Origin of the sequence: Microbacterium oryzae (assembly GCF_009735645.1) — a bacterium.
Classification (GTDB): domain Bacteria; phylum Actinomycetota; class Actinomycetes; order Actinomycetales; family Microbacteriaceae; genus Microbacterium; species Microbacterium oryzae.
In genome coordinates this window covers 796,454-808,699 of record NZ_CP032550.1, presented here as the reverse complement: position 1 = coordinate 808,699, position 12,246 = coordinate 796,454, and the positions used below count along the sequence as shown (strand labels likewise).

Below are 12,246 nucleotides of genomic sequence, written 5' to 3'. Positions count from 1 at the left end.
GAGGGCAGGGACGGGGCCGCGTGACCCGGGGCGGTCAGCTTCCGGAAGCCGGGGCGTCCTTGATCATGTTCGTGATGCGGATGGTCGAGCAGCGCCGGCCATCCTCGTTCGTCACGACGATCTCGTGAACCGTCAGCGACCGGCCGAGGTGGATGGGCGTGCAGATGCCGGTGACGCGGCCGCGGACCGCGGACGACGTGTGCGTGGCGTTGATGTCGATGCCGACCGCGAGGCGGTCCGGCCCGGCGAAGAGATTCGCCGACATGGACCCGAGCGACTCGCCGAGCACGACGTATGCCCCGCCATGGAGCAGGCCGACCGGCTGCGTGTTGCCCTCGACGGGCATCGTCGCGACCGACCGCTCGACGGAGAACTCCGTGAGCTCGATGCCCATCCGCTCGGCGAGGGCTCCGAGCCCTCGCTCCCGAGCCCAGGCGAGTCCGTCGGCCGCGTCCGTCATCTTGCTCCCGTCGCTCGGATGTCCGCACCGCTCGTTACGCTGGACAGGTGACGGACTCCACGAAGCCTACTCTGCTCGTCGTCGACGGCCATTCGCTCGCCTTCCGGGCGTTCTTCGCCCTCCCGGTCGAGAACTTCTCCACCTCGGACGGTCAGCACACCAACGCGGTGCACGGCTTCCTGTCGATGTTCATCAACCTCCTGCGCGACGAGAAGCCCACGCACGTCGCGGTGGCCTTCGACGTGTCGCGCGAATCGTTCCGCACGCGGGAGTACGCGGAGTACAAGGGCACGCGCTCGGAGACCCCGAAGGAGTTCTCGGGCCAGATCCCGCTCCTGCAGGAGTGCCTGCGGGCCATGAACGTCACCGTGCTGGAGAAGCCCGACTTCGAAGCGGACGACATCCTCGCCACCCTCGCGACGCGCGGTGCGGAAGCGGGCTGGAACGTGCTCGTCTGCTCGGGCGACCGCGACACCCTGCAGCTCGTGAATGAGGACGTCACGGTCCTCTACCCGTCGGTGCAGGGGGTGTCGAAGCTCAAGCGCTACGACCCGCCGGCGGTCGTGGAGAAGTACGGCCTGCCGCCCGAGATGTACCCCGACATCGCCGCGCTCGTGGGCGAGACGAGCGACAACCTGCCGGGCGTCCCCAAGGTGGGGGAGAAGACCGCGGTCAAGTGGCTCACTCAGTTCGGCTCCCTCGACGCGCTGCTCGACGGCGCCGACACCATCAAGGGCGTGGTCGGCAACAACCTGCGCGAGCACATCGAGGACGTGCGCCGCAACCGCCGCCTCAACCGGCTCCTCCGCGACGTCGAGCTCCCGGTCGAGCTCGACGAGCTGAAGCGCGAGGCCATCGACGCGCAGGCGCTCCGCGACGTCTTCGCGCGCCTCGAGTTCCGCGCGCTTCTCAGCCGCGTGCTGCAGGTGACCGAGACGGCCGATGACGACGGCGCCGCCGTGGAGCCGGCCGCCGAGGCGCCCGCGCCGACCGAGCTGACCGCCGCCGACCTCGCCGCCTGGGTGGCGGCGGCCGAAGGGGAGATCGGCGTCACGGTCGTCATCGACGGCGGTCTCCCGACCCGGATCGGCCTCGCGACCGCGCAGGCGGTCGTGGAGGCGGACTGGCGCGACGAGGTGCGCGACGCGCTGAGCGGATGGCTCTCGTCTGACGCTCCGAAGGTGCTCGCGGACGCCAAGCCGCAGGTGAAGGCGCTGCGGCGGGCGGGGGCGGACGTCGCCGGTCTCGCCTTCGACGTCGTCCTCGGCGGATGGCTGCTGCGGCCGAGCTTCCCGGACAAGACTCTCGCGAACCTCGTCGACACGTACCTGCAGGAGAAGCTCCCGGAGGCGGATCCCTCGCAGCTCGTCCCCGAGAACGAGGGCGCCACGCCGGGCCAGCGCTCCTGGTTCACGGTGCGCGTGGCGACGGCCCTCCGCGACGCCATGCCCGAGCCCGTGCAGTCGGTGCTCGTCGACATCGAGATGCCGACGCTCCTCGCGCTGGCGGACATGGAGCTGTCCGGCGTCGCCGTCTCGCACGACAAGCTCTCGGGCTTCTCGGCGGAGCTCGGCTCCCGCGCGCAGCAGCTCGCGCTCGACGCGTACGCCACCATCGGCCACGAGGTGAACCTGGGCTCGCCGAAGCAGCTGCAGGAGGTGCTCTTCGTCGAGCTGGACCTGCCGAAGACGCGCAAGACGAAGACCGGGTACACGACCGACGCCGGCGCGCTCGCCGAGCTGCAGGAAAAGGCCGACCATCCGTTCCTCGGTCTGCTTCTCGCGCACCGCGAGGCGACGAAGCTCAAGCAGATCATCGACGGGCTCGACCTCGCGATCGGCGATGACGGGCGGGTGCGCACGACGTACGTGCAGACGGGATCGCAGACGGGGCGCCTGTCGAGCACCGACCCGAACCTGCAGAACATCCCGGTCCGCACGGAGGAGTCGCGCCGCATCCGCTCGGCGTTCGAAGTCGGCGAGGGATACCAGACGCTGCTCACGGCGGACTACTCGCAGATCGAGATGCGCATCATGGCGCATCTGTCGGGTGACCCCGGGCTCATCGAGGCGTTCAACGCGGGGGAGGACCTGCACCGCTTCGTCGGCGCGCGCGTCTTCGGCGTCACGCCCGAGGAGGTGTCGAGCGAGATGCGCAGCAAGGTCAAGGCGATGTCGTACGGCCTCGTCTACGGCCTGTCGGCGTTCGGCCTCTCGAAGCAGCTGCGCATCGAGCAGTCCGAGGCGAAGACGCTCATGCTCGAGTACTTCGCGCGCTTCGGCGCCGTGCGCGACTACCTGCGCGCGTCGGTCGAGAAGGCGCGGGTCGACGGCTACACCGAGACGATCTTCGGCCGCCGCCGCCCGTTCCCCGATCTCACGAGCCCCAACCGCGTGCTGCGGGAGAACGCGGAGCGCGCCGCGCTCAACGCGCCCATCCAGGGGTCGGCGGCCGACATCATGAAGATCGCCCTGTTCGGCGTCCATCAGGATCTCCTCGGCATGCGCTCGCGTCTGCTGCTGCAGATCCACGACGAGATCGTCGTCGAGGTCGCCCCGGGGGAGGCGGACGACGTCGAGCGCATCGTCCGCGACCGGATGGCCGGGGCCGCCCAGCTCACCGTGCCGCTCGACGTGCAGATCGGCCACGGCGCCGACTGGACCGAGGCGGCGCACTGATGTCGGACGAGAGGATGGCCGCGATGCGACCGCAGACGGAGATCGACCGGATCGCCGAGGGATGGGTCGACACGCTCGTCGAGCTCTCGCCTATCCTCGGCACCTACATCGGCCGCGACGAGGTCGGCGACCGGTACGACGACTTCAGCCCGGAAGGTGCGCAGCGGCACGCCGACACAGCGCGGGCCGCGCTCGCCTCCCTCGAGGCCGCGCGTCGCGTCGACGCGGTGGACGAGGTCACGCAGGCCGACCTCGCCGCCGAGCTCCGCCTGGGACTCGAGCTGCATGACGCACAGTGGCACCTGCGGGACCTCAACGTCATCGCGAGCGCGCCCCAGGACATCCGACAGGTCTACGACCTCATGCCGACCGATTCCGCGGACGACTGGTCGACGATCGCCCGCCGTCTCGCGGCGGTGCCGGAGGCGATCGACGGGTACGTCGCGACGCTGCGCGAGGGGATGGCGCGGGGCGTCATGCCCGCGGTGCGCCAGGTGCACGAGGTGGCCGCGCAGATCCCGCGGTACACCGCCGACGACGGCTTCTTCGCGGGCCTCGTCGCCGGCGCGCACCCCGCGGATGGCACCCGCGCGCTGGCGAAGGACCTGACCCGGGGCGCCGGAGCCGCCCGCGAGGCGTACGACCGGCTCGCGACGTTCCTGCGCGACGAGCTGGCTCCCGCCGCCCCCGCGGAGGACGCCGTGGGACGGGAGCTCTACGCCCTGAACTCCCGCCGGTTCCTCGGCGCCGTCATCGATCTCGACGAGACGTACGAGTGGGGGATCGAGGAGCTCGGACGCATGGTCTCCGAGCAGGAGGCGATCGCCCAGCAGATCCTGCCGGGCGCGAGCGTCGAGGAGGCCGTCGCGTTCCTCGAGGCGGACCCGAGCCGCAAGCTCGTCGGCACCGACGCCCTGCAGGCGTGGATGCAGGAGACGAGCGACCGGGCGGTCGCCGAGCTCGGGCGCACGCACTTCGACATCCCGGAGCCCGTGCGACGCCTGGAATGCATGATCGCGCCGACACAGGAGGGCGGGATCTACTACACCGGCCCGACCGACGACTTCTCCCGCCCCGGCCGCATGTGGTGGTCGGTGCCGGAGGGCGTCACCGAGTTCGACACGTGGCGCGAGCTCACGACCGTCTACCACGAGGGCGTCCCCGGCCATCACCTGCAGATCGGGCAGGCCGTGCACAACCGTGCGGAGCTCAACAGCTGGCGCCGGCTCCTCGCCGGAACGTCCGGGCACGCCGAGGGGTGGGCGCTGTACGCCGAGCGCCTCATGGAGCAGCTCGGGTACCTCGACGACCCTGCCGACCGCCTGGGCATGCTCGACGGCCAGCGGATGCGCGCCGCCCGCGTCGTGCTCGACATCGGCGTGCACCTGGGGAAGCCGCGACTGGACGGCGCGGGCACGTGGGACGCCGACTACGCGCTGGACTTCATGCGCGCGAACGTCAACATGTCGGACGAGTTCGTGCGCTTCGAGGTGAACCGCTACCTCGGATGGCCGGGGCAGGCGCCGTCGTACAAGGTCGGGCAGCGCATCTGGGAGCAGGTGCGCGACGCCTACGCCGCAGCGCGCGGGACTGAGTTCTCCATGAAGGAGTTCCACCGACGCGCGCTCGACATGGGCGGTGTCGGCCTCGACACGCTGCGGACCGCGCTGCTCGCGTAAGCCGCCTGGACGCGCCGGGGTCGAGCCGGCCGCCGGCTCAACCCAGGCTGAAGCCGCCGTCGCTCGTCAGCACCTGCCCGACGATCCAGCTCCCCGCAGCCGTGGCGAGCCATCCGATCAGCTCGGCCGGGTCCGACGGCCGGCCGAAGCGTCCGAACGGCGTGGTCGCGAGATGCTGCTCGATCCCTTCGAGAGGTCGGTCGGCGCTCTCGGCATCGAGGTATCCGGTGTTCACGGGGCCGGGGTCGATCGTGTTCAGCACGATGCCGAGCTCGAGGAGATCCGCGGCGACCGTGGCGGTGACGCCCGCCAGCGCCGCCTTGCTCGTCGCGTAGGCGACTTCGCCGACCATCGGGCCGTGGTGCTGACCCGAGGTCATCCAGAACACGTGGCCCTGGGGCGCAGGGTAGGGCTTCCGGCCGGCGACCCGCTCGCCCGGCCGCCGCGCCTCCTCCTGCTCCGGCGCATGCAGGCGCGCGAACTCCGCGGTCAGCAGCAGCGACGCGCGCGCGTTCACCTGCCAGTGCGCGTCGAGTCGTTCGGCGGTCATGTCGAGGATGCTCCCGTCGCTTCCGCTCAGGGCCTGGTTGCAGACGAGGATGTCGAGCGCTCCCGTGAGCGCATGAGCCTCGCGCACCAGCGCCGGGATGGTGGCGGCATCCGCGAGATCCGCGCCGAGATCGCCGAGCGCCGCGCCCGGCGTCAGATGCGCGCGGACGCCCGCACGCACGGCGTCGAGGTCGTCGGCGCCCCACGGCTGATGCTCGTCGTGCGGGCGGTGGTGGTGGAGGAAGACGCTGGCCCCCAGCGAGGCGAGCGTGACGGCCACGGCGTAGCCGATGCCGCGACGCCGCGAGACGCCGGTGACGAGGGCGGATCTGCCGGTCAGGGGAAGAGATGAGTGCATGGTGAACCTTTCGACGGCGCCGGATGGGCGCGCGGAGTTCTTCGAGAAGAGAGGTTCACCGGCATTGCATGGGCACGATGCTAGCCAGAGCCCGCACCACGCGGCAAGCCACCGACGCTGGCGCCCACCGCGCTCGACGCCCTAGTCTGAGGGCCGACGCCGCGGGGTGCCGCGACGGCGAAGGGAGCGCACGATGACGTGGATGGACTGGCTGCTGCTGACGATTCTCGCCGGCGCCGCGCTCGGACTGCTCCTCTGGGGCATCCTGCGCGATCGCCGCGCTGCGCCGCTTCCCGGCGATGAGCTCCGGCCTCACGAGAATCAGCGCGCCCAGTACGACGCGGACGTCGCCCGCATGCGCGCCGCTCAGCGGTACACCGACGGCGGCGGTGCGGGCATCTGACGTCGGCGGCCCCTGGGTGTCGGCGAGCTACGCTCCGCGCGGCTGATCCAGCCCCATCCGGATGCGCGTGCGCTTGCGCTCGCGGATGATGAAGGCCGCGCCGACGAGCCAGATCGGGATCTGGGTGAGGAAGGCGATGCGGAACGCCTCCAGCGAGTAGTCCGACGGGTCGCTCGCCCCCTGCGCATCGAGCGCGACGCCGATGAAGAGGATGGCCAGCAGGCCCGCGAGGAAGCCGCCGACGTTGGTGATGCCGGTCGCGGTGCTGAGCTGGTGCGACGGGTTGTGCGTGCGGGCGTGGTCGAACGCGATCATCGACGCGGGGCCGCCGAGTCCGAGTGCGACGGCGAGCGCGAGCAGCATCGCGAACGGCGCCCGCCCCGGCCACGCGAGCACGGCGATCCAGGCGAGCAGCTGGATGGCCACGATCGGCAGCACGAGCATCCGCGAGCGGCGCAGGGGGTTGCGTGACGACAGGATGCCGATGACCGGGCCGAACACGATGCCCATGAGCACGAACGTGCTCTGCACGAGGGACGCCTGACCGGACGAGAGGCCCTCGCCAGAGGTGAGGAACGGGAACCCCCACAGCATCACGAAGGCCGTGCCGGCGAACGGCGTGGTGAAGTGCGACCAGAACGCGAGGCGCGTGCCGGGGTTCGCCCACGCGCCGCGGATGCCACCCCGCGTGTCGATCGCGCTCGTCACGACGCGGATGGCCCCGGTCTCGGTGTCCACCGAGACATCGGCTTCGCGCTCGGGCGGGTGATTCCGCACCAGCGCGACGACGAGGATGGTGAAGAGCAGCGCGACGCCGGCAAGGCTGCCGAAGGCGATGGACCACGACGTGGCGTGCAGGAGGGTCGCGAGCGGCAGGATCGCGACGAGCTGCCCCATCTGCCCGATGATGCCGGTCAGCTGCACCATGATCGGGTTCCGCTGCGTGGGGAACCACGTCGCGACGAGACGGAGCGCGCTCGGGAAGATCGCCGCATCGCCGGCGCCCAGCAGCATGCGCGCGAAGATCGCGACGCCGACGTTGGGGGAGAGCGCCATGATGAGCTGACCGGCCGCCATCACGACCATCCCGATCGCCATGATCGGTCGCGCGCCGAAGCGATCGAGCCACAGCCCGATGGGCAGCTGCATGAGCCCGTACACGCCGAGCTGGAGCACGGCGAACATCGACAGCGTCGAGGCATCGGCTCCGAAGTGGTGAGCGGCGTCCACGCCGACGGCCGAGAGCGACGTCCGGTTCGTGACCGAGAGCACATAGGCGAGCACTGCGACGACCCAGATCGTCCACATCCACGCGGCGGAGGGGTGGGCGATGCGGGCTCTCACGGGACCTCCGGGGGTCGATTCGATGTCGTCATCCCAGGCTACTCCGCTCGATTCGCACTTACGGTCCGGGTGACACTAACCTGGTGTGCATGGCGAATCCCTCGGCGCGGCTCGACGCGCTCACCTTCAACAGGCAGCACACCCGGCTCCTCACCGGATCCGGCATCGGGTGGGCCCTCGACGCGATGGACGTCGGTCTCATCTCGTTCATCATCGCGGCGCTGACCGCGCAGTGGGGGATCACGGGAGCCGAAGCCGGCCTCATCACCTCCGTCGGCTTCGTCGGGATGGCCATCGGCGCGAGCCTCGGCGGACTGCTCGCCGACAAGCTCGGGCGCCGACAGGTCTTCGCGCTCACGCTGCTCGTCTACGGCATCGCGACCGGCGCGAGCGCGCTGGTCGGCGGGGTCGGGGCGCTCCTCGTGCTGCGGTTCTTCGTCGGCCTGGGCCTCGGCTCCGAACTGCCGGTCGCGTCGACGTACGTGAGCGAGTTCGCGCCCAGCCGCATCCGCGGTCGGCTCGTCGTGGTGCTCGAGGCGTTCTGGGCTGTGGGGTGGACGCTGGCCGCCCTCATCGGCACCTTCGTGGTGGGCGCCTCGGACGACGGATGGCGGTGGGCGTTCCTCCTCGGAGCGGTGCCGGCCGTCTATGCGCTCATCGTGCGCTGGGGGCTGCCCGAGTCGCCGCGGTGGCTCGAGTCGAAGGGGCGGTTCGCGGAGGCGGACGCGATCGTGCGCCGCTTCGAGGAAGCGTCCGCGCTGAGCGCGCGTGAGACCGCCGCGACCCCGGCGCCTGCGCGCACCGAGAGCGCCGCGGCGGCGGGACCGTCCGGCGTCGCCGCACTCTGGTCGCCCGCGCTCCGCACGCGCACCGCCGCCATCTGGCTCGTCTGGTTCTGCGTGAACTTCGCGTACTACGGCGCCTTCATCTGGATTCCGTCGATCCTCGTCGCGCAGGGTTACGATCTCGTCCGCTCGTTCGGCTTCACGCTGCTGATCACCCTCGCGCAGCTGCCGGGATACGCGGTGGCCGCGTGGCTCATCGAGGTGTGGGGGCGACGCGTCACCCTCGCGACGTTCCTCGTCGGCTCCGCCGTGTCGGCCGTCCTGTTCGGCACCGCGGGGGAGCTGTGGCAGGTGCTGCTGTTCGGGTCGCTGCTGTCGTTCTTCAACCTCGGCGCATGGGGCGCGCTCTACGCGGTCACGCCCGAGCTGTACCCGACGAGCGTGCGCGGAACCGGCGCGGGCTGGGCGGCGGGCGCCGGACGGATCGCCTCGATCATCGCGCCGCTGTTCACCCCCTGGGCACTCGGCGTCGGCGGAGCAGGGCTCGTCTTCACCGTGTTCTCGGTGTTCTTCGCGGTCGCCGCGATCGGCACCATCCCGCTCGTCGACAAGCGCGGCGAGGTGCTGGAGGAGACGCTCGTCGACGCGATGGCTCGCTAGCCTGAGGGGATGACGATCCGCTATGTGGCCATCGGGGACTCCTTCACCGAAGGGGTGGGCGACGAGCTCCCCGATGGCCGCCCGCGCGGATGGGCGGATCTCACCGCGCAGGGCTGGGCGAACAGCCTCGGCGAGCCGATCGAATACGCGAACCTCGCCATCCGCGGCCGTCTCGCGGGCCCGATCGTCGCGGAGCAGCTGGAGCCGGCGCTCGCGCTGCGGCCCACGCACCTGTCGTTCAACGGCGGCGGCAACGACATGCTGCGGCCGGGCGTCGGCATGGAGAGCATCGCCGACGCCTTCTCGCGCGTGCTCGCACGCTGCGACGAGGAGGGGGTGCGGCTGATCCTGCTGTCGGGCGCGAACCCGTCGGGCGGTCTCCCGCTGTCGCGGCTGATCCAGCGGCGCGGCGACGAGCTGTCGGCGGCGGTCCTGCGCCGCATCGAGGACCGGCCCGACGTCGTCCAGGCGCTCAACTGGCCGGACCGGGAGCTCACCGACCCGAGCTTCTGGTCCGCCGACCGGCTGCACATGGGCCCGCGCGGTCATCACCGCGTGGCGGCCCGCGTGCTGACCGCGCTGGGGGAGCGCGCGCCGGAGGAGTGGTGGGATCTGCCGCACGAGGGCATCGCGCACCTCCAGCGCACGCGCTACTACCGTGAGCACGTCCTGCCGTGGGTGAAGCGCCGACTCACCCGCCGTTCCTCGGGGGATGGCCGCCAGCCCAAGTACGCTACGTGGACGACGATCCCGCCGCACCCCTCCGCCTGATTCTCATTCACGGGAATGAGAACCGGGGGCGGCGTGGTTGCATGGTGATGTGAAGCGCATCGGATTCCTCTCCTTCGGACACTGGACGCCGCATCCCGACTCGGCGACGCAGAGCGCGGCGGACGTGCTGCTGCAGTCCATCGATCTCGCGCAGGCCGCGGAGGACCTCGGCGCCGACGGCGCCTACTTCCGCGTGCACCACTTCGCGCGGCAGCTCGCCTCGCCCTTCCCGCTGCTCGCCGCGGCAGGAGCGAAGACCAGCCGCATCGAGCTGGGCACGGGCGTCATCGACATGCGGTACGAGAACCCCATGTACATGGCGGAGGACGCGGGCGCAGCCGACCTCATCTCGGGAGGCCGACTGCAGCTCGGCATCTCGCGCGGGTCACCCGAGCAGGTCGTCGACGGATGGCGGTACTTCGGCTACCAGGCGGCCGAGGACGACCCGTCGGGTGCGCAGGCCGCGCGGCAGAAGACGGAGCTGCTGCTCACGCTGCTGGAGGGCGCGGGCTTCGCCGAGCCGAGCCCGCGGCCGATGTTCCCGAACCCGCCCGGGCTGCTGCGCCTCGAGCCGCACTCCGAGGGACTGCGCGAGCGCATCTGGTGGGGCGCCGGATCGGACGCCACCGCCGTGTGGGCCGCGCAGCAGGGCATGAACCTCATGAGCTCGACGCTCAAGGACGACGAGAGCGGCGAGCCCTTCCACGTGCAGCAGGCCAAGCAGATCCGTGCATTCCGCGAGGAGTGGGCGAAGCACGACCACGGGTTCGAGCCGCGCGTCTCGGTCTCCCGGTCGATCTTCGCGATCGTCGACGACCGCGATCGGCGCTACTTCCTCGGCAGCGGCGACCGCGACGACCAGTTCGGCTACATCGACAGCACCCGGTCGGTGTTCGGCCGCTCCTACGCGGGCGAGCCCGACGAGCTGATCGACGAGCTCGCGCACGACGAGGCGATCGCCGAGGCCGACACGGTCCTTCTCACGGTGCCGAACCAGCTGGGTGTGGACTACAACGCGCACGTGCTCGAGGCCATCCTCACCCACGTCGCGCCGGGGCTCGGCTGGCGCTGAGGCGGCTCGAGTCTCAGCGGCCGCCGGTGACGCGGATGGTCGTGCCCGCCGCGTAGGATGCGTCGGCCGACAGCGCGAAGGCCACGACGGCGGCCACCTCCTCGGGACGCCCCGCGCGTCCGAGGGGGTGTGCCGCCGCAACGCGCGCGGGGCGGCCGGGATCTCCCGCGTCGGCATGGATGTCGGTCTCGATCGTCCCCGGCGCGACGCCGATGACCCGGACGCCCCGCGCGGCGGCCTCCACGGCGAGACCCTTCGTCAGCGCGTCGACGCCGGCCTTGGCTGCGGCGTAGTGCACGTACTCCCCGGGGGAGCCCGTCGTCGCGGCGCCCGACGAGATGTTGACGAGCACGCCGCCGTCGCCGAGGCCCCGCACCGCCCGCCGGGCGACGAGGATGGCGGAGGTGAGGTTGAGGTCGACAACGCGGCGGATGACGTCGGTCGGCGTGTCGACGAGCGCACCGATGTGCAGCGTGGCGCCGGCGTTGTTGACCACCCCGGTGAGGCGACCGGGCTCGACGGCTGCGAACAGCTCGTCGATACCCGCGTCGGCTGTGAGGTCCGCGCGCACGATGCGGCAGCTCGCGCCGAGCGTCTCGATCTCGGCCTGCGTGCGGGACGCGGCCTGGCCATCCTGCGCGTACCCGAGAACGAGATCGTGACCGTCGGCGGCCAGACGTCGGGCGGTCGCCGCGCCGATGCCGCGCGTGCCGCCGGTGATCAGAGTGAGAGGGCGTGGCATCCCTCCACGCTAGCTCGCCGGCGGCTGCTCCTCGCGTCCGCTCGGCACGAGCTTCAGTCCGATCACCGCGAGGACGATGCCGGACAGGAACACGACCTTTCCCACCGAGACCGGCTCGGCGCCGGTCGCCATCGCGTAGACGACGGTCAGGGCCGCACCGATCCCGGTCCAGACGGCGTACGCCGTGCCGATGGGGATGCGCTTGACGGCCCACCCGAGCCCGAGCATGCTGAGGACCAGCGCGACCGCGAAGAGTGTGGTCGCGCCGGGGTCGGTGAAGCCGTCCGAGTGCCCGAGGGCCGTCGCCCAGACCGCTTCGAAGAGGCCGCTGAGGATCAGGATCGCCCACGACATCAGCTGACCACCTTCAGCCCGGCGATCGACGCCACGAGCAGGACGAGCAGCCCGATGCGCGCGAGGCTCGCCTTCTCCTGACGCGTCACGAGCGCCCACACGACGGTGAGCGTCGCACCGACGCCGACCCACACCGCGTAGGCGGTGCCGGTGGGCAGATCGTTCATCGCCCACGCGAGGCCGAACAGGCTGATCAGCATCGTCGCGAAGAACAGCACCGTGGGACGCCAGCGGCGGAATCCGTCGGAGGCCGACAGCGCGGAGGCCCAGACGGCCTCCAGCACGCCGGAGAGGATGAGGACGACCCATGCCATGGCAGACCCTTCTGAGTCCGTCTTGTCGTGGTGCGGGTACGGCTCCCTCGTCCGCGGGTCGATCGTCGACCCCGCAG

General features: G+C 71.3%; 12 protein-coding genes and 1 riboswitch. Of the genes, 6 read left to right on the top strand and 6 right to left on the bottom strand.

Features of this window, described 5'->3' with window-relative positions:
* Positions 1 to 34: 34 nt before the first annotated feature.
* Positions 35 to 460, bottom strand: a complete 426-nt coding sequence (locus D7D94_RS03765; RefSeq protein WP_156241294.1) for a hotdog fold thioesterase — start codon at positions 458 to 460, stop codon at positions 35 to 37.
* Between the two features lie 47 nt (positions 461 to 507).
* On the opposite strand from D7D94_RS03765, the gene polA reads away from it, so the two are divergent.
* Positions 508 to 3,138, top strand: a complete 2,631-nt coding sequence (gene polA, locus D7D94_RS03760) for a DNA polymerase I (RefSeq protein ID WP_156241292.1) — start codon at positions 508 to 510, stop codon at positions 3,136 to 3,138.
* The gene (locus D7D94_RS03755) at positions 3,138 to 4,817 is read left to right on the top strand and encodes a DUF885 domain-containing protein (protein WP_156241290.1); all 1,680 of its coding nucleotides are present in this window, start codon (positions 3,138 to 3,140) and stop codon (positions 4,815 to 4,817) included. Before polA ends, D7D94_RS03755 begins: the two co-directional genes overlap by 1 nt.
* Before the next feature lie 37 nt (positions 4,818 to 4,854).
* Here the strand turns inward: D7D94_RS03755 and D7D94_RS03750 are convergent, their stop codons facing one another.
* Positions 4,855 to 5,724, bottom strand: a complete 870-nt coding sequence (locus tag D7D94_RS03750; protein WP_156241288.1) for an SDR family oxidoreductase — start codon at positions 5,722 to 5,724, stop codon at positions 4,855 to 4,857.
* Positions 5,725 to 5,917: 193 nt separating this feature from the next.
* Here D7D94_RS03750 and D7D94_RS03745 point away from each other — a divergent pair, with 193 nt between their 5' ends.
* Positions 5,918 to 6,127 carry a hypothetical protein gene (locus D7D94_RS03745; protein WP_156241286.1) on the top strand — a complete coding sequence of 70 codons (210 nt, stop codon included), beginning with the start codon at positions 5,918 to 5,920 and terminating at the stop codon, positions 6,125 to 6,127.
* Between the two features lie 27 nt (positions 6,128 to 6,154).
* Here D7D94_RS03745 and D7D94_RS03740 read toward each other — a convergent pair whose 3' ends face one another.
* The gene (locus D7D94_RS03740; protein ID WP_156243304.1) at positions 6,155 to 7,435 is read right to left on the bottom strand and encodes an MFS transporter; all 1,281 of its coding nucleotides are present in this window, start codon (positions 7,433 to 7,435) and stop codon (positions 6,155 to 6,157) included.
* A 125-nt stretch (positions 7,436 to 7,560) separates the two neighbouring features.
* Between D7D94_RS03740 and D7D94_RS03735 the strand changes: the two genes are divergently transcribed.
* Genes D7D94_RS03735 through D7D94_RS03725 form a run of 3 tightly spaced genes read left to right on the top strand, consistent with a single transcriptional unit; the run spans position 7,561 to position 10,759 of the window.
* A complete protein-coding gene (locus tag D7D94_RS03735) occupies positions 7,561 to 8,916 on the top strand; it encodes an MFS transporter (RefSeq protein WP_156241284.1) in 1,356 nt (451 codons plus the stop codon).
* 9 nt (positions 8,917 to 8,925) lie between these two features.
* Positions 8,926 to 9,687: an SGNH/GDSL hydrolase family protein gene (locus tag D7D94_RS03730; protein WP_173024232.1), complete on the top strand. Its 762-nt coding sequence runs from the start codon at positions 8,926 to 8,928 to the stop codon at positions 9,685 to 9,687.
* Between the two features lie 49 nt (positions 9,688 to 9,736).
* On the top strand, positions 9,737 to 10,759 hold the full coding sequence (locus D7D94_RS03725; protein ID WP_156241282.1) for an LLM class flavin-dependent oxidoreductase: 1,023 nt from the start codon (positions 9,737 to 9,739) through the stop codon (positions 10,757 to 10,759).
* Between the two features lie 13 nt (positions 10,760 to 10,772).
* Here the strand turns inward: D7D94_RS03725 and D7D94_RS03720 are convergent, their stop codons facing one another.
* Genes D7D94_RS03720 through D7D94_RS03710 form a run of 3 tightly spaced genes read right to left on the bottom strand, consistent with a single transcriptional unit; the run spans position 10,773 to position 12,169 of the window.
* On the bottom strand, positions 10,773 to 11,501 hold the full coding sequence (locus D7D94_RS03720) for an SDR family NAD(P)-dependent oxidoreductase (protein WP_156241280.1): 729 nt from the start codon (positions 11,499 to 11,501) through the stop codon (positions 10,773 to 10,775).
* A gap of 9 nt (positions 11,502 to 11,510) precedes the next feature.
* Positions 11,511 to 11,855, bottom strand: coding sequence for a DMT family transporter (locus tag D7D94_RS03715; RefSeq protein ID WP_156241278.1), 345 nt, complete (start codon positions 11,853 to 11,855; stop codon positions 11,511 to 11,513).
* Positions 11,855 to 12,169 (bottom strand): DMT family transporter, encoded by a 315-nt coding sequence (locus D7D94_RS03710; protein WP_156241276.1) that lies wholly within the window; start codon positions 12,167 to 12,169, stop codon positions 11,855 to 11,857. Before D7D94_RS03710 ends, D7D94_RS03715 begins: the two co-directional genes overlap by 1 nt.
* A gap of 10 nt (positions 12,170 to 12,179) precedes the next feature.
* Positions 12,180 to 12,244: riboswitch (guanidine-III (ykkC-III) riboswitch) on the bottom strand.
* Between the last annotated feature and the right edge of the window lie 2 nt (positions 12,245 to 12,246).

Excerpts from the sequence above, each read along its gene's own strand:
- D7D94_RS03765 (WP_156241294.1), bottom strand. The coding sequence starts at position 460 with ATGACGGACGCGGCCGACGGACTCGCCTGGGCTCGGGAGCGAGGGCTC.
- D7D94_RS03755 (WP_156241290.1), top strand. The coding sequence starts at position 3,138 with ATGTCGGACGAGAGGATGGCCGCGATGCGACCGCAGACGGAGATCGAC.
- D7D94_RS03750 (WP_156241288.1), bottom strand. The coding sequence starts at position 5,724 with ATGCACTCATCTCTTCCCCTGACCGGCAGATCCGCCCTCGTCACCGGC.
- D7D94_RS03745 (WP_156241286.1), top strand. The coding sequence starts at position 5,918 with ATGACGTGGATGGACTGGCTGCTGCTGACGATTCTCGCCGGCGCCGCG.
- D7D94_RS03740 (WP_156243304.1), bottom strand. The coding sequence starts at position 7,435 with ATGTGGACGATCTGGGTCGTCGCAGTGCTCGCCTATGTGCTCTCGGTC.
- D7D94_RS03735 (WP_156241284.1), top strand. The coding sequence starts at position 7,561 with ATGGCGAATCCCTCGGCGCGGCTCGACGCGCTCACCTTCAACAGGCAG.
- D7D94_RS03730 (WP_173024232.1), top strand. The coding sequence starts at position 8,926 with ATGACGATCCGCTATGTGGCCATCGGGGACTCCTTCACCGAAGGGGTG.
- D7D94_RS03720 (WP_156241280.1), bottom strand. The coding sequence starts at position 11,501 with ATGCCACGCCCTCTCACTCTGATCACCGGCGGCACGCGCGGCATCGGC.
- D7D94_RS03715 (WP_156241278.1), bottom strand. The coding sequence starts at position 11,855 with ATGTCGTGGGCGATCCTGATCCTCAGCGGCCTCTTCGAAGCGGTCTGG.
- D7D94_RS03710 (WP_156241276.1), bottom strand. The coding sequence starts at position 12,169 with ATGGCATGGGTCGTCCTCATCCTCTCCGGCGTGCTGGAGGCCGTCTGG.